The 26,573-nt window shown below is 64.8% G+C and carries 25 protein-coding genes (1 of these 25 only partly in view); 12 read left to right on the top strand and 13 right to left on the bottom strand.

Translation table 11 applies throughout. The features are described 5' to 3' along the window. A protein-coding gene (locus tag QMG84_RS02530; RefSeq protein WP_281930260.1) for a beta-galactosidase crosses the window boundary here: on the top strand, window positions 1-701 show its 3' portion. The gene continues 1,276 nt to the left of window position 1, outside the view; only the last 701 of its 1,977 coding nucleotides appear in the window; the start codon falls outside the window, past its left edge; it ends in the stop codon at window positions 699-701. 192 nt (window positions 702-893) lie between these two features. After that, the gene (locus QMG84_RS02525; protein WP_281930259.1) at window positions 894-1,298 is read left to right on the top strand and encodes a surface-adhesin E family protein; all 405 of its coding nucleotides are present in this window, start codon (window positions 894-896) and stop codon (window positions 1,296-1,298) included. A 15-nt stretch (window positions 1,299-1,313) separates the two neighbouring features. On the opposite strand, the gene QMG84_RS02520 is transcribed toward QMG84_RS02525, so the two are convergent. After that, the gene (locus tag QMG84_RS02520; protein ID WP_281930257.1) at window positions 1,314-5,183 is read right to left on the bottom strand and encodes a translocation/assembly module TamB domain-containing protein; all 3,870 of its coding nucleotides are present in this window, start codon (window positions 5,181-5,183) and stop codon (window positions 1,314-1,316) included. 1 nt (window position 5,184) lies between these two features. After that, complete coding sequence (locus QMG84_RS02515) at window positions 5,185-7,080, bottom strand: autotransporter assembly complex protein TamA (RefSeq protein ID WP_281930255.1); 1,896 nt, start codon at window positions 7,078-7,080, stop codon at window positions 5,185-5,187. 438 nt (window positions 7,081-7,518) lie between these two features. Between QMG84_RS02515 and QMG84_RS02510 the strand changes: the two genes are divergently transcribed. Next, a complete protein-coding gene (locus QMG84_RS02510; RefSeq protein WP_281930253.1) occupies window positions 7,519-8,121 on the top strand; it encodes a PilZ domain-containing protein in 603 nt (200 codons plus the stop codon). Window positions 8,122-8,137: 16 nt separating this feature from the next. Here QMG84_RS02510 and QMG84_RS02505 read toward each other — a convergent pair whose 3' ends face one another. From QMG84_RS02505 to QMG84_RS02475, 6 genes are all read right to left on the bottom strand, one after another. Further along, on the bottom strand, window positions 8,138-8,527 hold the full coding sequence (locus QMG84_RS02505) for a VOC family protein (protein ID WP_202070656.1): 390 nt from the start codon (window positions 8,525-8,527) through the stop codon (window positions 8,138-8,140). Continuing rightward, on the bottom strand, window positions 8,517-9,422 hold the full coding sequence (locus tag QMG84_RS02500; protein ID WP_281930250.1) for an SDR family oxidoreductase: 906 nt from the start codon (window positions 9,420-9,422) through the stop codon (window positions 8,517-8,519). The genes QMG84_RS02505 and QMG84_RS02500 overlap by 11 nt, the downstream gene beginning before the upstream one ends. Window positions 9,423-9,433: 11 nt before the next feature. Further along, on the bottom strand, window positions 9,434-10,795 hold the full coding sequence (locus tag QMG84_RS21365; RefSeq protein WP_350356502.1) for a thiamine phosphate synthase: 1,362 nt from the start codon (window positions 10,793-10,795) through the stop codon (window positions 9,434-9,436). A gap of 107 nt (window positions 10,796-10,902) precedes the next feature. Next, window positions 10,903-11,709, bottom strand: a complete 807-nt coding sequence (locus tag QMG84_RS02485) for a thiazole synthase (RefSeq protein ID WP_281930248.1) — start codon at window positions 11,707-11,709, stop codon at window positions 10,903-10,905. Further along, a complete protein-coding gene (gene thiS / locus QMG84_RS02480; protein ID WP_202070658.1) occupies window positions 11,710-11,907 on the bottom strand; it encodes a sulfur carrier protein ThiS in 198 nt (65 codons plus the stop codon). Beyond that, window positions 11,876-12,886: an FAD-dependent oxidoreductase gene (locus tag QMG84_RS02475; RefSeq protein WP_281930245.1), complete on the bottom strand. Its 1,011-nt coding sequence runs from the start codon at window positions 12,884-12,886 to the stop codon at window positions 11,876-11,878. Before QMG84_RS02475 ends, thiS begins: the two co-directional genes overlap by 32 nt. A 337-nt stretch (window positions 12,887-13,223) precedes the next feature. On the opposite strand from QMG84_RS02475, the gene QMG84_RS02470 reads away from it, so the two are divergent. Beyond that, window positions 13,224-13,805, top strand: a complete 582-nt coding sequence (locus tag QMG84_RS02470; protein ID WP_281930243.1) for a hypothetical protein — start codon at window positions 13,224-13,226, stop codon at window positions 13,803-13,805. Between the two features lie 157 nt (window positions 13,806-13,962). On the opposite strand, the gene QMG84_RS02465 is transcribed toward QMG84_RS02470, so the two are convergent. Together QMG84_RS02465 and QMG84_RS02460 are read right to left on the bottom strand one after the other, a co-directional pair. After that, entirely contained in the window at window positions 13,963-14,346 is a 384-nt protein-coding gene (locus tag QMG84_RS02465; RefSeq protein ID WP_281930241.1) for a cell division protein ZapA, read from the bottom strand. 4 nt (window positions 14,347-14,350) lie between these two features. Then, window positions 14,351-14,671 carry a DUF4164 family protein gene (locus QMG84_RS02460; RefSeq protein WP_281930239.1) on the bottom strand — a complete coding sequence of 107 codons (321 nt, stop codon included), beginning with the start codon at window positions 14,669-14,671 and terminating at the stop codon, window positions 14,351-14,353. Window positions 14,672-14,934: 263 nt separating this feature from the next. Here QMG84_RS02460 and gap point away from each other — a divergent pair, with 263 nt between their 5' ends. Beyond that, a complete protein-coding gene (gene gap / locus QMG84_RS02455; protein ID WP_281930237.1) occupies window positions 14,935-15,942 on the top strand; it encodes a type I glyceraldehyde-3-phosphate dehydrogenase in 1,008 nt (335 codons plus the stop codon). 340 nt (window positions 15,943-16,282) lie between these two features. Here gap and QMG84_RS02450 read toward each other — a convergent pair whose 3' ends face one another. Beyond that, window positions 16,283-16,675: a hypothetical protein gene (locus QMG84_RS02450; protein ID WP_281930235.1), complete on the bottom strand. Its 393-nt coding sequence runs from the start codon at window positions 16,673-16,675 to the stop codon at window positions 16,283-16,285. A 2-nt stretch (window positions 16,676-16,677) separates the two neighbouring features. On the opposite strand from QMG84_RS02450, the gene QMG84_RS02445 reads away from it, so the two are divergent. From QMG84_RS02445 to QMG84_RS02425, 5 genes are all read left to right on the top strand, one after another. Further along, complete coding sequence (locus QMG84_RS02445; protein WP_281930233.1) at window positions 16,678-17,871, top strand: phosphoglycerate kinase; 1,194 nt, start codon at window positions 16,678-16,680, stop codon at window positions 17,869-17,871. 102 nt (window positions 17,872-17,973) lie between these two features. Further along, entirely contained in the window at window positions 17,974-18,306 is a 333-nt protein-coding gene (hspQ, locus tag QMG84_RS02440) for a heat shock protein HspQ (RefSeq protein ID WP_202070666.1), read from the top strand. 741 nt (window positions 18,307-19,047) lie between these two features. Next, window positions 19,048-19,674, top strand: a complete 627-nt coding sequence (locus QMG84_RS02435; protein WP_281932079.1) for a VIT1/CCC1 transporter family protein — start codon at window positions 19,048-19,050, stop codon at window positions 19,672-19,674. Between the two features lie 86 nt (window positions 19,675-19,760). Beyond that, window positions 19,761-21,005: an NAD(P)/FAD-dependent oxidoreductase gene (locus QMG84_RS02430; RefSeq protein WP_281930231.1), complete on the top strand. Its 1,245-nt coding sequence runs from the start codon at window positions 19,761-19,763 to the stop codon at window positions 21,003-21,005. A 194-nt stretch (window positions 21,006-21,199) separates the two neighbouring features. Further along, window positions 21,200-22,318, top strand: a complete 1,119-nt coding sequence (locus QMG84_RS02425) for an acyltransferase family protein (RefSeq protein ID WP_281930229.1) — start codon at window positions 21,200-21,202, stop codon at window positions 22,316-22,318. A 9-nt stretch (window positions 22,319-22,327) separates the two neighbouring features. On the opposite strand, the gene QMG84_RS02420 is transcribed toward QMG84_RS02425, so the two are convergent. Continuing rightward, the gene (locus tag QMG84_RS02420; RefSeq protein ID WP_281930227.1) at window positions 22,328-23,626 is read right to left on the bottom strand and encodes a FecR domain-containing protein; all 1,299 of its coding nucleotides are present in this window, start codon (window positions 23,624-23,626) and stop codon (window positions 22,328-22,330) included. A gap of 167 nt (window positions 23,627-23,793) precedes the next feature. After that, entirely contained in the window at window positions 23,794-24,402 is a 609-nt protein-coding gene (locus QMG84_RS02415; RefSeq protein WP_281930225.1) for a PilZ domain-containing protein, read from the bottom strand. Window positions 24,403-24,586: 184 nt separating this feature from the next. Here QMG84_RS02415 and QMG84_RS02410 point away from each other — a divergent pair, with 184 nt between their 5' ends. Both QMG84_RS02410 and QMG84_RS02405 read left to right on the top strand, forming a co-directional pair. Further along, entirely contained in the window at window positions 24,587-25,318 is a 732-nt protein-coding gene (locus QMG84_RS02410; RefSeq protein ID WP_281930223.1) for a cytochrome c biogenesis CcdA family protein, read from the top strand. Beyond that, complete coding sequence (locus tag QMG84_RS02405; protein ID WP_281930221.1) at window positions 25,315-26,487, top strand: acetyltransferase domain-containing protein; 1,173 nt, start codon at window positions 25,315-25,317, stop codon at window positions 26,485-26,487. The genes QMG84_RS02410 and QMG84_RS02405 overlap by 4 nt, the downstream gene beginning before the upstream one ends. Window positions 26,488-26,573: the final 86 nt, after the last annotated feature.

Raw genomic sequence — 26,573 nt, 5'->3', positions numbered from 1 at the left:
TCTCTTATAACGAGCTTATCATGCGCTTCTATCGCGCATTGCGGCGCGCGGGCGTTTCGATCGACATCGGTCCGCCGACGGCCGAAACCGTCGCTGATCGCAAGCTCATTCTGCTGCCGGGGCTATTTACAGCCGGTGAGTCCCTCGTCGAAGGGCTATCGAACAGCGCGGCGGTGATCCTCGCCGGGCCGCGCGCCGGCTCCAAAACCGAGCATTTCAACATCCCGGCCGCCCTGCCGCCCGGCGCCCTTCAGAGCCTGATCGACTTGCGCGTCCGGCGTGTCGAAAGCTTACGGCCGGGCGCAATCATCCCGATGAGCGACGGACATCCGGGGCATTTCGAACGCTGGCGGGAGTTTCTGGTCCTGGGCGACGAGGCGGCGATCGCCATGGCGTCGCGCGACGGGGAATGCGCCCTCGCGCAATGCGGGCACCATTATTATCTCGCCGGTTGGCCGGATGAAACGCTTGCTGACGCTGTCGTCTCCCGCCTCCTGGTCGAAGCAGGCGTCGAAACGTCGAGATTGCCGCAAGACATCCGGATTCGCGATAACGGCGGCTTGCGTTATGTTTTCAACTATGGTCCCGAGACGGCGGATATATCTTCACTCGTTAGCGACGCGGGGCTGCTGCTTGGCGAAACGAAGCTGCCACCCTGCGGCGTTGCCGCCTTTCGTAAGGACTCGTTGACGGAAAAGTAGGCGTGACCCTTTTCGGGCATCATACGCGATCCGCTTGGTTGGTTCGCTCTCATTCCCGACGCTCGCGCAGCGAGTGATCGGGAATCCAGAGCAACCACTGCTATTTTGGCTCTGGATTCCCGGTCGGGCTTTCAGCCCGCCGGGAATGACCGGACCCCAATGCGAGCTATCTAAACGGAAATCTTAGCCGTCATGAAAAACAGCGCCTTTTGCATCCTTCTCGCCGCCCTGCTGCACGCATCGGCCGCTTCGGCGGAATGGCGGCTCGTATCGCAGGACGGCTTGTCCAAGATCTATCTCGACCCCGCGTCTCGCCAGAAAACGCCAGAGGGCGCCGTTTTCGCGCGCGCCCTCACCGATTACGATGCGCAATCTCCCGAGGCGGCGGCTTTCAAGCTTTCACAAAAGGGATTGTCCGAGATCGAGCGCGTGACGATCGACTGCGCGAAACACGCCTACCGCTCGGAAGGCGGAAGCTGGTTCGACGGGCATATGGCGACAGGCGCCCGCCGCAGCGATTATCCGGCGCAATCGACCTGGTCCAAAGTCCCGGCTTACTACCTCGGCCTCTCCAAAAAACTTTGCGAGACGGAGTGAGGCCCGCGCGTCATCTCAATACTCGTGCTCTATGCCAATGCCGAGCGAGGTCGCGCCGCTCATGCTGGTCTCGCTTTGCAGGCGCACGCCGCGCGTCACGTCGACGCCCACATTGACCGAGCTTTGCTGCGGGTTGGCGCCCGTCTTCACGCCGACGTTCACGCCATTGGCGATATAGCGCGACGCGCCCACCGTCGGCCCATTGCCGCCGCCCGCGTCGAGATCGAGCGAATCGACGCCGAGCGCCTTGCGCATTTTCTCGAAAGCGTCGACTCCCGCGCCTGCGCCGGAGAGCTGCGCGAGCGCCGCCGCGAGCTGCACGGCCTGAAAGGGCGTGAGCGCGCCTGAGGCCTTGGCGAAAAGCAGGCGCGAGAGCACTTCGTCCTGCGGCATCTCCGGCGTTGACGAGAAAGCGAAGGAGGGCGACGCCGCCGGCCCGGTGACGTCGATCTTCGCCGTGATGTCGGAGGCCGTGGTCTCCGCCTCGAAGTCGAGCGCCGGCGTCAGCCCGCCGGCGAAAGTGAGCTTGCCGCGCGTAAGATCGATGCGCTGCGTGAGGAGCTGCATCTTGCCGCGCCGCAGCTCGAAGCCGCCCTGCACATTGGGCTTCTGGATCGTGCCCGAGATTTTCAGACCGCCGCCGAATTCTGCATCGATGCCGCGCCCACGCACGAAAATCTTATTGGGCGCCGAAAGCGCGAGATCGAGCGCCGCGTCGAATCCGGATTTGTGCGCGGCCTTTTCCCGCTGCTTCTTTTCGAGCGCCAGCATTTGCGCAGCGAAGCCCTTGGCGTCGATGTGCGTCGAGCCCGGCAGCGGCTTCAGATTGGCCGGCAGGCGATCGGGAACGCTGACGTCCATCGAGTCGAGATTGACCTTGCCGGAGATTTTGGGATTGCGGGCCAGCGCGCCGCTGATCGTGAGATCGAGATCGCCGGTCGACGAGACGATGTCCGTCGACGCGAGCTGCGCGTTGTTGGCGCCGATGCGAATGGAGCCGGGCATACCGGCGTCGGGCGCGACCGTCACTTTGCCTGCGACGGCGATCCGCCCGCCGTTCTTCGTCTGCGCGGTGAGGCCGTCGATTGTGAGCTCCCGGCCGCGGCCTTCGATCTTTCCACTGATCTTCGTGAGGCTCACGCCGTTGAGCGGATCGTTGAAGGCTGCGTCGGCGATCGTGACCGCGCCGCCGATGATCGGGCTCGCCGCCGGGCCAGTGAGGCGCAGATCGACATTGGCTTTGCCGGCCGCCGTCTGGCCGTTCGCCGCGAGCACCGTATTGGCGAGCGCGGCGTCGAGCGCGCCTTTGACGGCGAGATCGAGCGCGCCCTCGCCGAGCGGCGCCGAGCCCGTGATCTTCAGCTTGCTCGACGCGCCGAGCCCGACGTCGGCGTCGAGGGTCGTGCGCTTATTGGCGAGGCGGCCATTGGCGGCGACATCGACGCTGGGGAGGCCGTTGGAGCGCAGTTGCGGCGCGCTGACCTTGGCCAGTTTCACGCGCCAGTCGCCCTCCGGCGCGGCTTTTGTTCCGGTGACGCGCGCCTCGGCGTCGAGCACGCCGTCGAGGCCAAGAGACGGATCAACGATCGAGGCGATCGAGAGCGGCACGGCGCGCGCCTTGGCGGCGATGTCGAGACGCTCCCCGGCGACGCCGTCTATGTCGAGGCGGCCGGAGCCGAGCGCGAGGGCAAGGCCTTTGAGCGCCACCGCGCCACGCTGCAGGGTGACGACGGCGGGCTGCGCCAGCGCGATTTTCTTACCGGCGCGTTGCGCGGAAAATTGCGCAATGTCGAGCCGGGTCGCCTCCCCCGGCGTGAGCGTCCCCCGGCTGGCGATGTTGAAACCGCGTGCCTCCAAGGTGAGATCGAGCGCCGCCGCGCCATCTGCGGCGGGCCGCGCGAGCAGACGCGCCTTGCTGATCGTCTCCTTGCCCAAACGCGCGTTATCGATAGAGACATCCCCGTCGAGCGCGGGCCGGCGCAGGACGTCGCGGGCCGAAAATTTTGCCGCGAGTTTCCCGACTGCGGCGCCTGCCGCCTCTATGCCGGCGCCCTGCGCGTCGATCGACGCGTTCTGCCCGCCGTTCGAAGCTTCCAGCAAAATATCGGCGTCGAGGCGTCCACCGAGCTTTTGTAAAGCGAGCGCCGAGAGATCGTCGAGGCTCGGCGCCGCGATGCGCAGGCGCCCGTTCGTGAGCCCGGCGCCGTCTATCGCGAGCCCGCCCTTCGCCGTCGCGCCGCCAATGGCGACATCGACATCGTCGAGCGTCCAACCCGCGTCCGTCCGGGCGAGAGAAAGGCGGCCGCGCGCGGGCTTGCGATCGACGACGCCGTCGAGCGTCGCGAGCGCCGTGAGACGGCCGAGCACATCATGCGCCTCGCCTTGCAGGGTGAGCTTGGGGATCGGACGGCCATTGGCGCTGGCGTCTTCGAGCGTCGCAAGAAGCGTCGCGTCGGGCTTTTCGAGACTTCCCGTCACCGACGCCGCAATATTGGCGCGGCCGGTGAGCGGCAGGCCGGCGTAGCGTAACTCCGGCAGGTCGATCTTGGCGTCGATAGCGGCTTTTTCTGTCATCGCGGTGCCATCGACAACGGCGGAGAGATGCTCGCCCGTAAGGGCAAGCTTGTCGAACGCAAATCCGCCGCCGGGAAGCATTGCGACCTTGCCCGTCAGACGCAGACGCTCGCCCGCAAGCCCATCCACGGCCGAAACGCCGGAGGCGAGCGACGTCACAGCGCCGTCGAGCGCCGCCTCCATCGCGCCGTCGAGCGGCGCCCCGGCGACATCTGCGGAAAGATCGAGGGCGCCGCGCAATTGGCGGCCGGCGAGGCGTGAGAAAGGAGCGAGATCGGCGGCCGCGAGATTGACCTTGCCAACCGCTTTGCCGTCGACGCCCATCCGGCCGGCGCCGTCGAGCTTGAAAGCCGAAGCCGCGAGCGCGAGGCGGTCGAGCGTCTTAGCGCCGTCGTCGGAGATATGCGCCGTTGTTTCGAGCTTCGTGGCGTCGGCGAAAAGCGATGCGAGGTCTTGCGGCAGGAGATCGGCAAGCCGCGCCGCGAGATCTAGGTCGAAACGGCGCGCGGCGCCCTCGCGCGTGATGCGGGCCGCGCCCTCGGCGCCCGCTTCGCCCGCCTTGGCGGCGATCTTCGCGACGAAAGCGTCGAGCGGGCCTTCGCCATCTATGGAGGCCTCCACCGGCGGCAGGCCAGGAATTTTGGCGACGCGCGCGATCAGGCCGTCGCCGGGCTCGGAGGCCGCGAATTTGAGGCGCAGCCTGTCGCCTTGCGCCGCATAAGCGGCATCGACGCCAATCGACCCCGGCGCATCGAGCCGTTGCGCCTCCAGCCGCACGCTCGCTGCGGACCCGGTGAGCTCGGCGCCCGCGTGAATTGAGAGCGCGGCGGCGGCGTTCAACACCGGCTCGGCGAGAACGAGCTTGGCCAGCGCTAGCTCGCCCAGCCGAACACCGATGGGCAGCTTCGGAGGGAAGGTTCCGCCGTCGCTGTTTTGTTCGGGCTTCTTTTCCGCAGCCGCAACCGGCGCGCGCAGCACGTCTGCTTCGCCGATGTCGATTTGGTCGACATCGAGCTTCATGCCAAGCAACGCGAGACGCGACCATTTGGCGGCGACGCGGTCGATCTTCAGCCAGGGACCGTCGCGGTCGGAGATGACGATGTCGCGCACGGACGGCGCCGCCGACAGAACGCCGTCGATCGCGCCGATCTCGATCTTCAAGTCGGGCGTAGAGGCCGCCTCGGAAACGATGCGCGCCAGCGAGCGTCCGCCCGAGGCGCTGTTGATCGAATAGACGCCGGCGCCGGCGGCGAGAATCACACTGGCCGCGAGGCCGCCGGCGATCACAAGGCCGCGAGAAGGCTTGCGCATATCAGAAGCTTTCTCCGATGCCGAGGAAGATGGCGAGGCGACTGTCCTGCGGCCTCGGGTTGAGCGGCGTCGCGACATCGAAACGAATCGGACCAATGCCCGTATAGTAGCGAAGGCCAACGCCAGCCGCTAAGCGCATTGTCGAGCTGAAATTCGGCACAGAGGACGAATAGGCCGCGCCGGCGTCGAGGAAGGGGACAATGCCGATTTCCTGCGTCACCTTCAGGCGCGCTTCGGCGGAGGCTTCGAAAAGGCTCAGGCCGCCGGTCGGAAAGCCGAAGCCATTGTCGGGGCTGATCGACCGATAGCGATAGCCGCGCACGGAGCCGCCGCCACCGGCGAAGAAACGGCGATTGGCCGGGACGTCTGCAATCGACGGACCGACGATGGAGCCGGCGGCGATACGCCCCGCGAGAATATACCAGGCGTCTTCATCGAGCGCGTGATAGGCCGACAATTGCCCCTTCGATTCCAGCATGCCGACGCCGTTGGAAAAAGCCTTCACATAAGGCGCGACGCGGGCCGTGGCGCGTATGCCGCGCGTCGGCGCGAGCGCATTGTCGGTGCTGTCATAGGCGCCCGAAACCGGGAACCCGAGCAGCGCGTAATTGTGCAGGCCGAAGACGTCGTTGAACTGGCCGCCTTCGACTTCGACGCCAGCCTGGATCGACGCCGTGTCGCTGAAACGATGGCGGATCGCGCCGTTGAAATTGCCATAGGAGGCCCAGTAGTAAACGGTGCGCTCGCGCACCGCCGCGGCGTCGAGCAGAAGGTCGTTGCGCGAGCCGAAGAGTGCGGGCTTCAAGAAGCTTACGCGCGCGGAGCCCACCAGATTGCTGGCCTTGAGCTCCGGAAAGGAGAGGAAGGCGGACGAATTATTGTAATAGGCGAGGCCGCCGTCGAGATCGAAGCGCAGGCGCTCGCCGCCGCCGAAGAGATTGCGATCGACCCAATAGGTGCGCAACGTCGGGCCGTTGATGTTGGAGAACATCGCCGAAGCGCCGATCGCATGGCGCTTGCGCTCGGTCGTCTCGATGAAGAGCGGCAGATTGCCGTTCTTGTCGAGATGGGCGCCGTCTTCGATCTTCACGCCGCCGAGCGCCTCGATGCGGGCGATGGATTTGCGCGTGTCGGCGATTTTCCTGGGGCTATAGGGCTCGCCCTCCTCCAGATAGATGAAGGAGCGGATAACATCGGGATCGACGCCCGGCGCGCCGGAGAGATGCACCTCGCCGATTCCGGCCTTTGGCCCCAGATCGATCGTGACCGCCACGTCCATCACATGGAGATCATGCAGGATCACCGGACGCGCGGAGACGACCTTGGCGAGCGGATAGGATTTCTCGCGCAGCGCATCGATCCACTCGGCCTCGCGCGCCCGTAGCGCGGCGGCGCGGGCGGGATCGTCCGGGTCCTGATCGAAGGCCTTGCGCGGGAAAAGCGCCGGATCGATCGGCGCATTGGCGCGCGCGTCATAGACGACGACGTGGCGCAGCTTGAATAGCGGGCCGGGGTCGATCTCGAAGACGACCGGCGCGAGGGAAGCGCCGCGATGGCGCTCGGCGGCGGCGGCGGCCGCGTCGGCTCCATTGCCCTCCGGCGAGACGGTTACGCCGGCGACGCTCGCGCGCACGGTTGCGTTGAAATAGCCGCTCGCCCAGAGCGCCTCGGTCAGGCGCGGATAGTCCGCGATCACCCGACGCGCCAGGCCGACCCCCGCCGCGGGCGACTCCAGGCGCAGCCGCCAGCTATTCGACGCGTCCTTCAGGGTCTGCTCGAGCTTATCGTCGTCGATCCCCTTGAAGATCACCTCATAGGCGACCGCGCCGGGGGTCGGCTCGGCCTTTTCCGGCGCGCCGAACAGGCCAAAAAAGTCGAAGGCGCGCGCGGACGACATTTCGCCACACGCGATACTGCAACAGATAAGCGCACTTACGAAAAGCCGCATCGGCGTCACGATGAAATCTCACGGATATCCTTGAACTAAACTATAAAATTAAACCGTAAGGGCGTCCATTCCATTAAGCTTAGCGAACCCTTCTTGGTTAATAACGCGTTGAAATAAAAAGCTCCGACCGGTCTTTACGGTGGCGTCGGCCGCCAAAAATCGAATAGCGACGCCGCGTTACTTGCGCGCCTCCTCCAGGAAGAACAAGGCCGAGCCCCGGAGCCGTTCAAATTGTTGACAATTCGGTAACTGTTTGCGCACAGCCGCTCGTCTATGCCGCCGACCAACGGTCCAGCTTAACTTTTATGGCACGAGCCGGCGCTAGGATGGCAGCCACTTGACGGCTGAAGCGCACTTCCGCCCGACCATTAACTTTTCGAGGCAAATATGGGTATTCAGCATCAGCAATTTTCTTATTTCGAAGCGGAGACGCAGCAGCGGCTGCAAATCACTTTCGAAGGTCGCTACATGCTGCTCAAGTCCAACGAGGAGTATCCTTGTCGGACTATTGAAATCTCATCTCATTCCGCGCGGCTTTGGGCGCCGGTCGCGATTCTGCCCGGCGAGAAGGTCGCGCTTTGCCTCAATGAGCTGGGCCGTTTCGCGGGCGTTGTCCTGCAGCCGACGCCAAACGGCTTCGACATGCGTTTTCATCTCATGCCGAAAAAACGCGAGAGGCTCGCCCGCCAATTGGAGTGGTACGCCAACCGCTCCGCCGCCTATAGCGAGGGGCGTCACGGTCGTGTCGTCATTCCTTTCATGGATCTCACGGTTCTACGGCTGACCTGCGGCGAAGAACAAATCGTGCGCATCAAGAGCCTGTCGAACTCGGCCGTCGTGCTGGAAGCCGATCGCGCGATCCCAATCGGCGCCGAGGTGGCGGTAGGGAATACGCCGGCGAAAGTCGTCGGAATTCTCGACGACGGCGTCGCCTGCGAATTTCTCAAGCCTTTCCGTCCAGGGGAGATCGACGAAACGACGCGCCTTTGAGGCGCGCCGACGGCGTCTATCGCTCGAGCCTTATCCAGGCGACGACTGCGCCTCCCGGCTCCGCCAGCACCGCCATGCGGCCGACGCCCGGAATGTCGAAGGGCTCCTTGCAAGTTTTTGCGCCGGCCTCGACCGCCTTCTTCAGACGCGCATCTATGTCGTCGACGGCGATGTAGGTCAGCCAATGCTCCGGCACGCCGTCGAATTGCGCGCCTTTCATCTCGAACATGCCGCCGACCCGCGCCTCGCCGGAGAAGATGATCCAGTAGGTCATATCCGGCGCAGCCATGGCCTCGAAGCGCCAGCCGAGCGTCTCGGCGTAAAATTTCTGCGCGCGCGCAATATCGCGGACGGCAAGTTCGCTCCAGCAAACGACGCCATGCGGGGCGGTCATTTCATTCGCCATTGCCGTCTCCGTCAGAATAGTGGACGCGAAGCTTGTCGCGCGTCTCGTGGAAGCCCAAACGACGCGCCACGAGCCAATCTACAAATCGCGCCGGCAGCAGGCTTGGCAAGGTGTGACCGATCCCATTGGCGACGGGGATGCGCGCGGGCGGGCGCGGCGCAGTAAGGGCGCGCAGCACGGCTTTGGCCACCAGCTCGGGCCCCGGCGCGGCGCGCCCGCCGTCGACGGCCCATTTCCGCATGCGACGCGCCGCAGGCCCGTAGATGGTCGCGTCGAAAGGGCTGAAATCGCGGCTGTCCGCCTTGTCCCAGATCGGCGTCGCAATCATGCCGGGCTGGATCACGATCAGGTCGACGCCATAGACCATCAATTCGCGGCGCAGCGCGTCGGACATGCCCTCCAGCGCGAATTTGGAGGCATTGTAGGCGCCCAGAAACGGCGAGGCGAAACGGCCGGCGACCGAGCTCATATTGACGATCCGCCCCGGCGCGCCCCGCTGCGGCGCGCGCGCGCCGAGCAGCGCCGCAAAGGCCTGCGTCACCTGTAGCTGGCCGATGAGATTTGTCTCGAGCTGATGCCGGAGATCGGCGATAGATAGATGCAGCAGCGGGCCGGGCACGGCGACGCCAGCATTATTGACGAGCCCCGCGAGCGTCGCGCCGCCGAGCCGGGCGTCGACCTCTTGCGCGGCGCGCGCGACGGCGCCCGCATCCGTGACATCGAAGAGAAGCGGTGAGAAATCGTCGCCGAATCGCGACTGCAAACGCTCGGCGTCCGCACGCTTGCGGACCGACCCAAAGACGAAGAAGCCTTTTTTCGTAAGAATTTCCACACAGGCGAGACCGATGCCCGTCGAAGCGCCGGTGACGACGACGGCGCGCTTTGCAATGGCCACGTAAAACTCCTTCAGGGCAAAAGACGTGTCAGAATGTCTATGGTCGAGGCGTCGGCGCGCCCGTCGACCCGCGCTGGCCGCCAATGACGCTGAAACGCCGCGACCGCCGACGCCGTATCTTCATCATAGACGCCGGTCTCACTGACTTTATAGCCGAAGGCGGCGAGCTGCCGTTGCAGCCGCGCGACCGCTTCGCCCGCGGCGGCGCATTCGAGCGCCGGGCCGTCGTCGGGCGGCAAGGGTTCGACATAACGGCCAACGCCGGCGGCGGCGAGGCGCGCCCAGGGAAAGAACTCGCCGGGGTCCATCTTGCGGCGCGGCGCGATGTCGGAATGGGCAAGCACGCGCTCGGGCGCGATCTTGTGACGCGCGCAAATGTCACGCGACAGTGCGATGACGGCCTCGATCTGCGCTGGCGGAAAATCATGCGGATCGATATGGCCCGGATGGACAATCTCGACGCCGATGGAAGCCGAATTCATGTCGGTTTCGCCCGCCCAATAGCTGGCGCCCGCATGCCAGGCGCGGCGCGACTCGGGCACGAGCTGCAGGATGCGGCCGTCTTCCTCGACGAAATAATGCGCCGAGACTTCCGCGATCGGCGAGCATAAAAGCTCGAGCGCGCCCTCCGCCGCCGGCATGCCGGTATAATGCAACACCAGCGCCGAGACCGCGCGCGCGCGGGGGCCGTGGTTGGGCGAGGGGAAGACTTTCGCGCCCGCGAAATCCGGGGGAAACGCGCGCGTCAGCTCCGGCGAATCGCGCCATGGCGCTGTCGTCGCCACCCATTCGACCGCCCGCGATTCCGGATCGCGGGCGCGCAGAACATCGGTGACGACGCAGGCGCTGTCGGCGCCCGCCGCCAGCGCGAGGCAGGCGCGGGCCGGCGTGAGGCCGCCAATGGCGACGAGCGGGATGTCGCCGATGCGCTTCTTCCAGGCGCCGAGCTTTTCGAGGCCCTGCGGCGCGAATTTCATTTCCTTGAGCAGCGTCGGCCAAACGGGCCCGAGCGCCACATAATCGGGCGAGATCGACAATGCGCGGTCGAGCTCGGCGTCGTCATGAGTGGAAACGCCGATTCGCACCTCGTGGCGGCGCAGGGCGTCGAGATCCGCGCCGTCGAGATCTTCCTGCCCGAGATGCACGAAATCGCAGCCGGCGTCGATCGCGAGCTTCCAATAGTCATTGACGACGAGCTGCGCGCCCGCGGTGCGGCAGAGATCGCGCGCACGGAGGATTTCGGCGCGCACCTCGGATTCCGGACGATCCTTGACCCGCAATTGCACGAGTCGCACGCCGAGCGGCAGCAGCCGGGTCAGCCAGTCGGCGTTATCGACGATGAGGTAGAAGGGGTCGAGCGTGAGTGTCGGCATAGGCGGCGGTTTATCATCTTTTCAACGACAGCGCGCCTGAAGGCGCGCGGTCCGAGAGGCCCCCAAGGACCGCGCGCCTTCAGGCGCGCAAAAACGAAAAAAGATTATCAGAGCATGTCCTCGAACGGCCGCCCGATCACCGGCGTCGAGGGCTCCGCCATGTCGCGGGGCGTCATCGGCTTGGCGCGGAACGCCAGCCGTCCGGCCTCGGCTGCAAGCCCGAAAGCGCGCGCCATGGCGACAGGATCGCCCGCCCGCGAGACAGCCGTATTCAGCAACACGGCGTCATAGCCCATTTCCATCACCGTCACGGCATGAGACGGCGCGCCGAGCCCGGCGTCGACGACGAGCGGCGTCTCCGGAAAATGCGCCCGCAAGGCGCGCAGCGCAAAAGTGTTGTTGACGCCGCGTCCCGACCCGATCGGCGCCGCCCAGGGCATCAACACTTTGCAACCCGCGTCGAGCAGCTTTTCGGCGACGACGAGATCGTCGGTCGTATAGGGAAAGACCTTGAAGCCGTCGGCGACGAGCGCCTTGGCCGCTTCCACAAGCCCGAAGACATCGGGCTGCAACGTATCCTCCTCGCCGATGACTTCGAGCTTGATCCAGTCGGTTTCGAAGACCTCCCGCGCCATTTGCGCCGTCGCAATCGCCTCCTTGGCCGTGCGGCAGCCCGCCGTATTGGGAAGCACGCGCGCCCCCAGATCGCGAATAAGGCCCCAAAAACTCTCGCCGGCGCGCGAGCCGCCCGCCTCCCGCCGCAGCGACACCGTAACGATCTCGCAGCCCGAGGCGCGGATCGCGTCGGCAAGGATCGCCGGCGAGGGATAGCGCGCCGTCCCGAGCAGCAGCCGCGATCTTAACGTCGCGCCATAGAAGGTAAGCGGATCAGCTTCGGTCATGAGCTCTTGCATTCATCCGCCCTGCCGCGGCGTGACGATCTCCACCGCGTCGCCCTCCTGCAGCGTGGTCTTTTCGCGATCCCTGTCGCGCACGAATTCCTGGTTCAGCGCCGTGCCGACCTTCTGATGCTCATAGCCCAATTCGCGCAGCAGGGCCTCCAATGTGGTGGCGTCCACGTCACGCGGACGCCCGTTCACCCGAATCTGCATCCATCACCTCCGGAAAATAGGCGCCGCGAAGAACAACCTCTGCGGCGCGCCGCGCCAGCGCGGGGGCGAGCAGGAAACCATGCCTGTAGAGCCCGTTGATATAGATCGTCTTTCCAAGCTGCGTCAGGCGGGGAAGATTATCCGGATAGGCCGGCCGCACATCCGAGCCCGTCTCGACGATCTCCGCCTCGGCGAAGGCCGGGTGAATGGCGAAGGCGGAATTGACAAGCTCCACAACCGAGCGCGCCGTCACCCGCGCGCGCTCTTCATTCTCGATCATCGTCGCGCCGACCATGAACACGCCCTCCCCGCGCGGCACGACATAGACCGGCCGGCGCGGATGCAGCATGCGGATGGGGCGGGAGAGAGAAATCTCGTCGCTGCGCAAAACCAGCATCTCGCCTTTTACGCCGCGCAGCCGGGCGAGCGCATCGCGCGCGGCGAACCCACGGCAATCGACGGTCCAATCGGGAGATGTGGCAAGCGATTCCGCCACCGCGCCATAATGCCGCACGACATTCGGCATTTCGGCAAGCCTGTCGGCAAGCGCCTTCATCGCGGCGCGCGGATCGAGATGCGCCTCCTGCGCAAAATAAAGCGCGGCGTCGAAGCGCTCGGCGAGATCGGGCTCCAGCCCCGCGACGCCCGCGCCGTCGAGCCGCTCGAAGTGATCCGTCCGCCGGGCGAAATCGAAAAGCTCCGCGCCTTCGCGCGGCGCGGCGACGACAAGAGTCCCAGCGACAGTGGCGACAGGAACGTCGGCCGTCCAGAAGGCGAGCGCCTCCTGGCCAAGCTCGGCCACGAGCGGCTCGGCGCTCTCCAGCTCGCACCAGGGTGCGATCATGCCCCCCGCAAAACGCGAGCAGCCCTGGCCAGCCGTCGCCTGGCGCTCGACAAGCTCCACCTGCGCCCCGGCGCGCGCCAAGGCATAGGCGGCGCAAAGCCCGGCGACGCCGGCGCCGATGACGCGCGCTAGCATGGCGCGCCTGCAAAGTAACGAGAGTTGAACACCATCCCTCCGCCAGCATCTGAACTGGATCAGGTTCGAAGGGTCGCCGCGCCCCACGTTCGTTACGAACGCGCTTCCGCAGCCTCTCAGCCCCCTGGCGGCGCGATCCTTCCGCCGCCGGGCGGGGCTCCCCCGGCCCGCCAAGACTCGCGCAAAACAACCATCCGCGTCAAGCGGCGCGGCGGCGGCGCGTGACGTTTGTGTGGCAGGAAGCGGGCTTGCAAGACCGGCGCGGATCGCCCAAGCTCTGTTCATAAGAAATCGCGCCAGGGAACAAACCGGCGCGCCTGATCGGGAGTGAAATCATATGCGCCTCGTCTCTATGTCGGCTGGTCTTCGCGCGGCCGCCGCCGCCTTGTTCGTCGCCGGCGCCCTCGGCTTCGCTGCGCCCGCAAAAGCCGCCAAGCTCGGCCCCTATTTCCCGATTCCGAACGGCTTCAACCTCACAGGCGTCGCCAAAGACGCGCTGCTGAACATCCAGACGAGCTGGCTGAAGAACGGCCTCGACAATCTGGAGAAGGCGAAGAAAGAGACGGAAGCCGCTCTGGAAAAGGCTAAGGGCGGCGCGCAGGACCAGGTCGCGGCGCTGGAAGCAAAGGCCAAGGATCTGGACAAGCTGATCGACGACACCAAGGCCGAGATCGCCGTCGCAACCGACACGACCGCCTCCCAAGCGGTTCAGAAAGACCGCAAAAACAAGCTTCTTCTCAATCTCAATCAGTGGATCAACGAACTCAACCACATGGCGACCGAGCAGATGAAAATCGCCATCATGTCGGACGGCGCCGTGGCCATGACGGCGGAAAAGCTCAATCACCAATATTCGCAAAATGCCGACGATCTCGAACATGCAAAGCGCGACGCGAGCGTCGAAAACTGGGGCAAGTGATCGACCGCCGATAAGCGACTCCCTCTCGTCATTGCGAGGAGCGGAGCGACGAAGCAATCCAGGGCAGCCACGGCGGCCGTGGATTGCTGCGCTTCGCTCGCAATGACGGAATGAATCGCCCGATACGCGAGCGTCGGGAATACTTGGAAGCCCTTCCTCAGAACGGAAAATCATCGCTGACGGCCGGCTTCCGCAAGTCGGCCTCGAGCCGCTCCAGCCGTTTCGCCGCGTCGTCCACCGCCGCCACCGCGCGTTCTTCCAGCGCCACAGCGGCTTTTTTCACCGCGTCGAGCTCGGCGCGCAAAGCGGCGACGTCCGCCTCCAAAGCCTGCGCTTTGTTGCGCGCGTCGGCGGCCTCGTCGGCGATGCTCAACGCCGCCATCACCACCACGCGCTGCTCGCCGATCTCGCGGAAATTATCCTTCATCGAGAGTATCTTGCCCTCGACATAGCGCGCGAGCTCTTCGAGGCGCGGCTCTTCGCCGTCGTCGCAGGAGAGGCGGTAGGTGCGCCCGGCGATGCTGACGATGACGGCGGCCATGGCGCTATTCCCCGACCGGCGCGCCGCTCGCCTGCCCCAGCGCGGCGGCGACGTCGGCCCCGGCGTCATCCAAGCGGCGCAGCACTTCGTCGCGCGCTTTCTCCAGCGCGCTGACATGCGCGAGCGCAGCGTCGAGCTCCAGAGCGAGGCGACCGCGGTCGTCCTGCATGATGTCGAGCTCCTCCTCCAGCTCCGCAGCGGAAACATCGTCTTCCAGCTTCACAGCCATGCTTCGTTCCAGCCGGTCGAGAGCGGCGCCAAGGCGACCGAGCGCCTGATCGAGCCTTTCGGCGGATTTTCCAGCAGGCTTTTCGGAATGCGTCATCGCCGGGCTGCGCCCTATTTCTCGCGGGGAAAAGGTTGCGGCCGGCCTGCGCCGATTCGCCGTAACAGGTTGGTAGCATGAAACGGGCGAATCCCAATTAGACAGCACGATCCATGCCGCACGGCGGCGCGCCGCGTTGACAGGGGGGCGCGAGGTGCTATCACACCCTCGCCTCGCATCAGGCCCGGCGCGCGGCGCAAGAGACGCAGCCGGGTGAAAGCCGCTTTCCTCATGGAGCAAGCGGCGAGAAGGAGATTTTCCAAATGACCGTGAGAGTGGCCATCAACGGCTTCGGGCGCATCGGCCGCAACGTCCTTCGCTATATCGTCGAATCGGGCCGCACGGATATCGAGGTCGTGGCCATCAACGATCTGGGCCCGGTCGAAACCAACGCCCATCTCCTGCGCTACGACTCGGTGCATGGCCGCTTCCCGCATCAGGTGACGGTCGAGGGCGACACGATCGACGTCGGCCGCGGCCCGATCAAGGTCACCGCCATCAAGAACCCGGCGGAGCTCCCCTATAAGGAGTTCGGCGTCGACGTGGCGATGGAGTGCACCGGCCTCTTCACCGCGCGCGACAAAGCGAAGATGCTGCTCGAAGCGGGCGCCAAGCGCGTGCTCGTTTCGGCTCCCGGCGACGGCGCAGACCTCACGGTCGTCTTTGGCGTCAACCATGACCGACTGACCAAGGAGCATCTGGTCGTCTCCAACGCCTCCTGCACGACCAACTGCCTCGCGCCGGTCGCCAAGGTCCTCAACGACGCCATCGGCATCGAGAAGGGGATCATGACGACGATCCATTCCTATACCGGCGACCAGCCGACGCTCGACACCTTCCACAAGGACCTCTATCGCGCCCGCGCCGCGGCGCTTTCCATGATCCCGACCTCGACGGGCGCCGCCAAGGCCGTGGGCCTCGTGCTGCCGGAGCTCAACGGCAAGCTCGACGGCTATGCGATCCGCGTGCCGACGCCGAATGTCTCCGCCGTGGATCTGAAATTCATCGCCAAGCGGCCGACGACCAAGGACGAAATCCACGCGGCCATCAAGGCGGCGGCGGATGGTCCGATGAAGGGCGTGCTTGCTTACACGTCGGAGAAGCTCGTCTCCTGCGATTTCAACCACTGCCCGGCCTCGTCGACCTTCCATCTCGACCAGACCAAGGTGATGGACGGAAACCTTGTCTCCATCTTGAGCTGGTACGACAATGAATGGGGCTTCTCGGGCCGCATGACCGATACGGCGGCGGCGATGGGGAAGCTGATTTAAGGCGCAACCAATCGGGGAGCCTGGCATGACGACGGGTGAGACAGGCTCCTCGACCCCACCGAGTGAGGCGTCGGACATCGAGACGCCGACCGGGGAAAGCGCGCTTCCGAGCTGGGACTTGCGCTGGAAAAGGCTTTCGCGGACATCAAATGTCTGCGGTGTGGCAATGAGACTTTCTTCCTCGCCACCCCGGCCCAATATGTCTATGAAGGCGGAAACGCCTATGCCGCCGACGCTCGCCTCCATTGCTATGGAGGCCCTATGATCGAGACGGTCAATTTGATTTGCAAGCGGTGCGGCATGGTCGAGTCGCACGCATTAAATATTCTCAGAGATTTTGCTACGAAAGCCCTGCCGGAAGGTGCAAATGGCGAGTAGGAAACTCGATGTTGTTCCCGGAGGCAAAAGCGACGGCGGCGGCCCGGAGGATCCCATGCTCGAAGCGCGTGTTGATCGTCTTGAAGAAAAGGTTGACCGCATCGAAGGCCTCCTCGTCAGGCTGGAGCCCAAAATTTCCGAAATGCTCCAGACGGGCGCGAAACAAGCCGACCTTCTGCGTCTCCAGATGGACGTCGCCGAAATGAAGGGCCGCCTTGGTGGCATAGAAAGCAGGATCGCGGGCGTCGAAGGGCGCTTCAATCAGGTTCCCACCATCTGGGGCATGCTCGGTCTCATCGGAACGCTTCTCATCGGCATCGCCGGCCTCATGTTCACAGCAGGAAAGTACTTCCACTCATGACCTCCTTCCGCACCCTCGACAGCGTCGACGTCAAAGGCAAACGCGTGCTGCTGCGCGTCGATCTCAACGTGCCGATGGAGGAGGGGCGCGTCACCGACGCGACCCGCATCGAGCGCATTCTGCCGACAATCAACGAGATCGCCGGCAAGGGCGGCAAGGTCGTCCTGCTTTCGCATTTCGGCCGCCCGAAGGGCCAGCGCGTCGATGAAGACTCGCTGCGGCAGGTGCTCCCGACCCTCGAACATTATCTCAAGCGCCAGATTCCCTTCGCCGACGATTGCATTGGCGCAGCGGCCGAGACGGTCGTTTCGGCGATGAAGGACGGGGACGTCGTCCTTCTCGAAAACACCCGCTTTCACAAAGGCGAGGAGAAGAACGACCCGGCCTTCGTCGAGGACGTCGCGAAGCTCGGCGATATCTTCGTCAATGACGCCTTCTCCGCCGCGCATCGCGCCCACGCCACCACGGAAGGCCTCGCCCATAAGCTCCCCGCCATCGCCGGACGCACCATGCAGGCGGAGCTGGAGGCGCTCGAATCGGCGCTCGCCCATCCGGCGCGTCCGGTGATGGCGGTCGTCGGCGGGGCCAAGGTTTCCACCAAGCTCGAATTGCTCGGCAATCTCGTCGACAAGGTCGATTACCTCGTGATTGGTGGCGGCATGGCCAATACCTTCCTCGCCGCGCAGGGCAAGGCGGTCGGCAAGTCGCTTTGCGAGCACGATCTCGCCGATACGGCGCGCGCAATTCTCGAAAAGTCGAAGGCCGCCAATTGCACGATCGTTCTGCCGGTCGACGCCACTGTCGCGCAGAAATTCGAGGCTCATGCGCCATCGCATATCGTTTCGGTGGACCATGTCGGCGCGGATGACATGATCCTCGACGTCGGCCCCAAATCGGTCGCTCAGGTCGAATCCCTTCTCGCCCAATGCAAGACGCTCGTCTGGAACGGCCCCTTCGGCGCCTTCGAGCTGCCGCCCTTCGAGGAAGGCACCAACGCCGTCGCGCAAACAGCGGCGCGCCTGACGGTGGAAGGGAAGCTCCTGTCGGTCGCCGGCGGCGGCGACACGGTCGCGGCGCTCAATCAGGCGCACGCCGCCCAGGAGTTCTCTTACGTCTCGACGGCGGGCGGCGCCTTCCTCGAATGGCTCGAAGGCAAGACCCTCCCCGGTGTCGCCGCACTAAAGGCTTGATTTAACGCCACTATGATTGCTCTCTCTCGGCGCCGTTGACGGCGCCGAGGGCGCTGCGCTACCAAATGCTGCAGTAAAATCTGCGTTAAAGGCGTCGTAAGAATGCCGCGAGAGAGCATTGCCAAATTTGCGATCGGCCAGGTCGTGAAGCACCGCCGCTATCCATTCCGCGGCGTCATCTATGATGTCGACCCGGTGTTCGCCAACACCGAGGAATGGTGGCTGTCGATCCCAGAGGATTTGCGTCCGAGCAAGGACCAGCCCTTCTACCATCTCTTCGCGGAAAACGCGGAAACCGAATATGTCGCCTATGTGTCGGAGCAGAATTTGATGCCCGACACATCCGGCGAGCCCGTCCGCCATCCGCAGGTCGACGAGACGTTTGCGCGCGATGAAGACGGCGTCTATCGCATCCGCGAGGCCAAGCGGCACTAATTCCAGCTCCCGTCATTGCGAGCGTAGCGAAGCAATCCAGGGCCACCGTAGCTGCTCTGGGTCGCTTCGTCGCTTTCGCTCCTCGCGATGACGGCTCCGATGGAGCCGGTTATGATGGGAGCCGCAAGTAGAGCGGCGCGCTCTCCTCGGGAGGCCAGGATGGAGCAGGAACGTCTGGCGCGGATCAAGTCCGGCGTTGTGGAGGAGGGAAAGCAACTCCTCGCCATCTTTCTTTATCTCTGGGTGCTGCTGACCCTGTTCACTTTGCACAAGGCTTTCATTTTCAACGAGGATTTCCTGACCTACCAGCAGGGTCTGGCGCTCGTGAACGCGCTGGCGCTCGCCAAGATCATCCTCATCGGCCAAAAGCTGCATCTCGGCGAGGCGGGAAAAGACTCGCCCGTCGCCGCGCCCGCGCTGCTCAAATCCCTGCTCTTCGGCGTCCTGCTCGTCGCCTTCCATGTCGTCGAGGAAACGGCGATCGGCGTCTTCTTCCATGACAAGACGGTCGCCGATGCCGTTCCCAAGCTGGGCGACGGCTCGCTGCAGGCGATCTTGATGGCGGCGATCATTGCGAGCGTCGGGCTCATTCCCTTCTTCGCCTTCGTGGAGCTCGAACGCGTGCTGGGCACAGAGGAGCTGCGCACGATCCTCTTTGGGCGTCGCGCGAAAGCCGCGTCGGGCGAACATGTCGAGCGGCATTTTCTCAACTCCGAGACGGTGCGCGACGTCGTCATCGGCATGGCGGACGGCTTGACTGTCCCCTTTGCGCTCGCGGCGGGCATTACGGCGGCGATCGCCTCTACCCGCGTCGTGGTGACGGCGGGCCTCGCCGAGATTGTCGCGGGCGCGACCGCCATGGGACTGGGCGGCTATCTCGCGGCGCGCAGCGATCAGGAGCATTTCCACTCCGAAGAGAAGCGTGAATATGCCGAGGTCGAAAAGCTCCCCGAGCAGGAGAAAAAGGAGCTGCGCGAAATTTTCGGCGAATATGGGCTCGGCAAGCCCGAGGTCGATACTGTCGTGGCGGCGCTTTCGGCGGACAAGAAACGCTGGGTCGATTTCATGATGCGTTTCGAGCTCGGCCTCGAAAAGCCCGACCCCAAGCGCGCGCCGGTGAGCGCCGCAACCATCGCCACGGCCTATTTCGTGGGCGGGCTGATCCCGCTCGCGCCTTACATGATCGAGAGCGACATCAAAAAGGCGCTCATTTACTCGGCGGGGTTCACCGGCCTTGCTTTGATCGTCTTCGGCGGAGTGAAGGGCAAGCTCACGGGCGTCGATCCGTTCAAATCGGGCTTTCAGACCTTCCTCGTGGGCGGGCTTGCGGCGGGCGCCGCCTATTATCTCGCCTCGTTTTTCGGCTGAGAGACGGGCGGCCGGTTGCATGGCGCTTGCATCGGCGAGGCTGTATTGCAAAGCGCGCGCGACCATATGAGAAGCCTGGAGGCGGCATGCAGACCACGGATGTCATCGTTCTCGGCGCGGGCATGGTCGGCGTCTCGGCGGCGTTGAGCCTACAGGCGCGCGGGCGCGCGGTGGTCATGATCGACCGGCGCGGGGCGGGGCTCGAGACGAGTTTCGGCAACGCCGGCCTCATCGAGCGCTCCTCGATCTTTCCTTATGTCTTCCCGCGCGACCCGGCGCGGCTCGTCAAATATGCGCTGAACCTTCTCCCCGAGGCGCATTATCATTTGACGGCGCTGCCCGGCGTCGTCGGCCCCTGGCTCCTGCGCTATTGGCGCGAGAGCGCGCCCGAGCGCGTCGCAAAAAGCATCGCCGCGCGCCGGCCGCTGATCGAGCACAGTCTCAGCGAGCATGAAGCGCTCATCGCCCAGGCGGGCGCGGATGCGCTGCTGCGCCACACCGGATGGATCAAGCTCTTCCGCAGCGAAGCGACCTTCAGGGCCGGGATCGCGGACGCCGAGAGATTGGCGAAATATGATCTCCATATCGACATTCTGGATTCGGCGGATGTCGCCGTGCGCGAGCCGCATCTCGCGCCTGTCGCGGGCGCGGTGCATTATCTCGACACAGCCTCGGTGAGCGACCCTGGCGCCCTGGCGAAGGCCTACGCCGATCTCTTCCTCGCGCGCGGCGGGCGTTTCATTCACGGCGACGCCTCGAGCCTGACGCAGGAGGCGGATGGGCGCTGGAGCGTCGCGGGGCCGGAGGGGCGCATTCTCGCGCGCGACGCCGTCGTGGCGCTCGGCCCCTGGTCTGACCAGATTTTCAAGCCGCTCGGCTATGTCATGCCTTTCGGCTTCAAGCGCGGCTATCACATGCATTATGCGCCGGGAGAAGGCGCCAGGCTCAACCATCCCGTGCTCGACGCCGACAATGGTTATCTCCTTGCCCCCATGGCCAAGGGCGTCCGGCTCACGAGCGGCGCCGAATTCGCGCCTCGTGACGCGCCGCCGTCGCCCGTGCAGATCGAGCTGTGCGAGCCGATCGCGCGGCGCCTTTTCCCGCTCGGGAAAGCGCTCGATCCGGCGCCATGGAAAGGCGCGCGGCCCTGCCTGCCCGATATGCTCCCGGTCCTCGGCCCCGCCCCGCGCCACAAGGGGCTGTGGTTCGACTTCGGCCACGCCCATCACGGGCTGACCCTCGGGCCGGTCAGCGGGCGGTTGCTCGCGGAGATGATGACGGGCGAGACGCCTTTTACGGACCCGTCGCCCTATCGCGCGGATCGGTTTTAGGCCGCACATTGCTCGGCCCGTCATTGCGAGCGAAGCGAAGCAATTCAGCACAGCCGATGCAACCCTGGATTGCTTCGTCGCTTACGCTCCTCGCAATGACGGGAGCTGCTGAACCGCAGGCTTCACATTAGCGTCATGATCTGAAATTTTCGGGCCTACCCCGAATCGCGCCACCGGGCGCCTATGGATCAGACATGCGCGCGCCTGCCACGAGACTTGCCTATATCGACGGTTGGCGCGTGCTCGCGATTATGCTCGTCTTTCTCGATCATCTCGGCGCGAACCGCGAGATCGGCGCCTTTTACGAGGCGAGCCCGATCGGCTTCATCTCCCAATATGGCGAGACCGGCGTCTTCATCTTCTTTTTCATCAGCGGCTATGTCGTCAGCCGCGCCTGCCTCGCCGAGGTCGAAAGCTCCGGCGCGTTCTCCGCGCCCGCTTTTTATGTACGCCGCTTCTTCCGCATCGTCCCGCCGCTGATGCTCTATCTGGCCTTCTGCCTCGCTTTGGGCGCAGCCGGCTTCATAGACTTCTCTCCAGAAAACTTCCTGAGCGCCGCGCTTTATCTGTGCAACACCACAGCGCCGGACGTTTCCTGCAACTGGTATGTCGGCCATACGTGGACCCTCGCCTTCGAGGAGCAGTTCTACTGGCTCTTTCCGGTCGCTTTCGCCTATCTCGAATTAGGCAAGGCGCCCCGGCCGATCGCCGCCGCCGCCCTGCTCTTTGCTGCCGCTCCTTTCGCCTTCACCATCTGGTGGATCGGCAAGACAGGCTTCCTCATCGCCTATGCCCTCTTCTTCGCGGGCTACGCGGCGGCGAAACACGGCGAGCGTCTTATCGCGGCGTCGCAGGGCTGTCGCGTCCCGGCGCTGATCGCGGCGATGGTGATCGTCTTCCTGCCGCGCGGCGTCGTCGCCTCCTTCGGGCAAGACGAAGCCGCGCGTGCCGAGTTCATCGCCTATTACCGGCTGCTTTATATCGCCGCCATCCCGGCCATGGTCCTGCTTTCGGGCGCGACAGGCCCGTTCCGCAGCATGCTCTCCAACCGGGCGTTGTCCTATGTCGGCCGGGCGAGCTATTCGATCTATCTCTGGCAACAGCTCTGCAACGGCCCGGTCTTCAACGACTTAGAGGCGATTGCCGAACTCGCTTTGACGGCGGCGATGGTCGGATGTTGCCTGCTTCTCTTCCCACTGGAATTGAAGCTTGCCGGCTACGGCCATGCGCTCTCGAAGCGGCTTCAGGCCCGGCGGGGCGCCGCCGTCTCGGCGAGCGCTATCCCGCCGGCGGCGGCAGCCGTTCTGGAATGAGATCGCGCGTTAGCGGATAAGGCGCGCCAGATCGCCCGGCGAGAAGCCGAAATTAACGCCGAAACGAATGCCGTGCATGCCGCTGTGATCGCCCACAGGAAAGGCCCCCGGCGCAGCGCTGGAGGTATAGGCCGGATAATGGTGCTGGAGCTTGATGTAGAGATATTCGGCGTTGACGGAGATGTTCTGCGTCAGCGCGTAGCTCACGCCGCCGCCCACCGACCAGCCCGGCAGGAAGGCATGGTCGAGGCTCGCGCCAGTCGAATAGCCCGCGCCGACCACGTTGAAGCCGGCGTATCTCTTGGGCGCGATAATATGGCCATAGGCGAGACCGCCCGTGCCGTAGACCAGGATGCGGTCGAAGGCGTAGCCGAATTTGAGGCGCGCCGTGCCGATATAGCCCGGCCGGGAGCCGGAGACGGAGCCCTCGCCGTTGGATGAGCCGCCGATCGACGACCGGAATTGCGCGTCGGTCTCGAAGCCCACGACGATATTGGCCCAGATCGGCAGCATATAGCCGATCTTGAGACCGCCGGCGAAGGCCGCGCCGTTGAGCGGCACCGGATCGGCGAAAGAGCTGTTGCCGACGACCGAGCCGGCGGTGAAGCCGATCGTGGGACCGCCCCAGTTGAAGCTGGGCGCCTCCCCGCCCGGCGGGGGCGGCGGCGCGGGTTCGCCGGGCGGCGGGTTGGAGCCATGATCCGAGGGCGGCGGCGCGCCCTTGCAGGTGTTGTCGAAGCTCCAATCCTTCTTGCCGACCTTTTTAGGCTCGGAGACGTGGTTGGGCGTGACCGTGACGGTGGTGCAGGGCTTATCCAGCACGCGGCACTGAGCGCCCGACGCGTCGCAGACCTCGATCGCGCCGGCGTAGAGGACGGCGTCTGTCCGGCCTGAGCTCACCCGCACGCCGTAATTGGTGCCGCGCACGCCGATCGTCGCGGTGGGCGTTCGCACGTCATAGGGCTTGTGCTCGCCGGGGGCGGAGACGAAGCGAAAGGCGCCCTTGGCGGCGTTGAAAGTCGCGCCCGCGCCGCCCGCATAGACGAAACTGTCGAGCTTCACCCGCGACGAAGGGCCCATTTGCAGATCGGTGCGGTCCGAGAAGACGAACTTGCCGCGGCTTGCCGCGCCGGTGGTCAGCACCTCGTCGAAATAGACCTCGTCGCCCTTCGAAAGGCGCATGCTGCGCCCGCTGGAGAGGCCCTGCACGTCCTTCTCGATGGCGGCGGCGGAGCCGATCGTGTCCTCGGCGACGGCTGGGAGCGTCAAAGCGCAGAGAGCGGTTGTCGTGATCGCAGTTCTGCGCATGAAGATCCCCCGGAAATGCCAGAATTCAAAAAAACGGCAGCGACTGCCTTTAGTTATAAAAGCTATCTCAATACCGGAGCGGGGGCGCAACCGGCCCGGATCAACCCGGGAGCTAATTTCTAGTTAAGTGGCTTTTTCGTCACATTGCCGCCGCAACGGGGGCGGCGTCAGAATCGAAGCCTGTCGGAGATCTGTCCTTCCTCGAAATACTGGTCGAATTCGGCGACGAAGCCGCCGTCGAAGATGCGCCCGACCACGGCGGTCTTCACCCCGAGCGACACCCGATCTCCAATCGAGGCCTGCGCCGAGGTCTCGACGCTGATTCCCGAGCAGGAGACGTCGTTGATCCAGGCCGCATTTTCCTTGCCGCCCTGCAAGCAGATGGTCGTCCATGGCATCCTCGGGACGATACGCTTGTGCCGGCGCGCGTCCGGCAGACCGAAGGCGTCCCGATTGGCGAACCAAATGAGCTGCGCGGCAAGCTTGCGGCGCCGTGTGACGATCAGATCGAGTCCGATGGCGAAACCGCCGTCGCTCTGCCGCTCGACACGTCCCTCGAATCGGCCAAGCTCGGCGCTATGAATGAAAATCTTATCCCCGTAACAAGGCTCGGCCAGCGCCGAGAGCGCCATCTCGCCGGTCGAGGCCTCGACGATGCGGCAGGAATGCTCCGACCCGTCGGGCAATCTGAGACAGGCGTCGAGATCGACGCGCACGGTCGGGCCGTGAAGCGGCGTGCGAGCAATGTCGATGTGAAATCCGGCCTGTAGCTCCATGCTGCCCACCGCGCCGACGCGTTTCCCGAAGTCAGCGTATCGGAAAATCCTTACATATGGTTAACAGATTAACGGAAATTAATCCCTTCGCCAGCCTCCTACGGGCGAAGCGCCTTTGCGCCGCGGCCTGGGCTATGGCAGAAACGTCTCCACCTTCCGAAAAATGATGCTTTAGGGGACCACCATGGCGGCGGACGTCACTTTTCCAGCGGCTGCGGCGGCTGGGCTTCTGTCCTTCCTCTCCCCTTGCGTCCTGCCGCTGGTGCCTCCTTATCTGACCTATCTGGCCGGCGTCAGCATGGAGGATCTTGAGATGGAGTCGCGCTCGCGCGCACGGCGCGACGTCCTCCTGTCGGCTGTTCTTTTTGTTCTCGGCTTCTCGACCGTTTTCGTCGCGCTCGGCGCGACGGCGAGCGCCTTCGGCGCGGTGATCCGCGCCAATCTCCAGATTCTCTCCTGGGTCGCGGGGGCGATCATCATCCTGATGGGCCTCCACTTCGTCGGCCTGCTCAAGGTAAGCCTGCTCTACCGCGAGAAACGCGCCGAAATCACGAAGCCTATGGGACTCTTCGGCTCCTATGTGATGGGCCTCGCCTTCGCCTTCGGCTGGACCCCCTGCATCGGGCCGATTCTGGCGGCCATTCTCGCCGTCGCGGGAACGCAGGACACCGTCGCGCGCGGCGCCGCGCTGCTCGCCACCTATTCGCTGGGCCTGGGCCTGCCCTTCATCGTCGCAGGCTTCGCGCTCGGGCGCTTCCTGGCCTTCGTCGCCCGCTTCCGCCGGCATTTCGGCAAGGTGGAGAAGATCGTCGGGGTGCTGCTGATCTTTACCGGCGTCGCCTTCCTCACCGGCGGCGTGCAGGAGATGTCGTTCTGGCTTCTCGAACTGTTCCCGGGGCTCGCGACGTTGGGATGAGGGACGTTCCCAGCAAGCAGCTAGACGATACGCGCCTGCCGGAAATCGACCGGCTGCGCGGCCTCGTCATGGTCATCATGGCGCTGGACCATATGCGCGACTTCTTCGACGCCGACGCCCTGCGCTTCAGCCCCACCGATCTCGACCACACCTATCCCTTTCTGTTCTTCACCCGCTTCATCACCCACTTCTGCGCGCCGACATTCGCCGTCCTGGCGGGCGTTAGCGCATATCTTTACGGCGCGCGGCGGAGCCACAAAGAACTCACCCTTTTCCTCGCGACGCGGGGCGTCTGGCTCATCCTGCTCGAGATCGTCGTGATCAGCCCGACCTGGGGTGGGCCAGGACGCATCAGCCTCGGCACGCTTTGGGCGATCGGTTGCGGGCTGCTGGCGCTCTCGGTCCTGTCGCTCGCGCGGCCGGCGGTCGTTTTCGCCATCGGCGCCGCAATCCTCCTCGGCCACAATCTGCTCGACGGGATCAAAGCGGCGGACTTTGGCGCCCTGGCGCCATGGTGGCGGCTGCTTCATGAACCCGGCGCCTTGCCGTTCGATCTCCCCGGCCACCTGCTGTATCCGGCCCTTCCCTGGATCGGGGTCCTGGCGCTCGGCTATGGACTCGGGCCGCTGTTCAAACGCCCCGCCCAGGAGCGTGACGCCGTCCTGCGAAAGGCGGGGCTCGGCGCGCTGGCGCTTTTCATCGTCCTGCGGGCGACCAATTTCTACGGCGACCCGCGAGCCTTCACTTTGCGGGCCGACGAGATCGGCTCGGCGCTTTCCTTCCTCAACGTCACGAAATATCCGCCCTCGCTTCTCTATTTGCTGGTCACGCTCGGCGGCGCGGCGCTCGCCCTGCCCGCATTGGAGCGTCTTCGCGGGGCGGCCGGGCGCGCGCTCGTCGTATTCGGCCGCACGCCCCTGTTCTTTTACGTGTTGCATTTATACGCCGGCGCCGCCGGGGCCTTGGCGCTCGCGGCCTGGCGGGGCTACTCGCTCCAAGACATAAGCGCGGTCATCAAGTCCGGCGCGCCGCCGGCCGATTTCGGGACAGGCCTCGCCGGCGCCTATGTCGCCTGGATTCTCGTGGTCGTGGGACTTTACCCGCTCTGCCGTTGGTTCGCTGAAATCAAACGGCGCAGGAGCGACCTCTGGTGGCTGAGTTATCTGTAATCCTTAACGATCGCCCGCATTTTCCTGTCCCGGCGCCTTGGTGGGTCGGCCGCGCTCGCGTATAGAAGAATACAATAATTAGCGGT

The organism is Methylocystis iwaonis, from assembly GCF_027925385.1.
Classification (GTDB): Bacteria; Pseudomonadota; Alphaproteobacteria; order Rhizobiales; family Beijerinckiaceae; genus Methylocystis; species Methylocystis iwaonis.
This window is presented reverse-complemented; position numbering and strand designations above follow the sequence as displayed.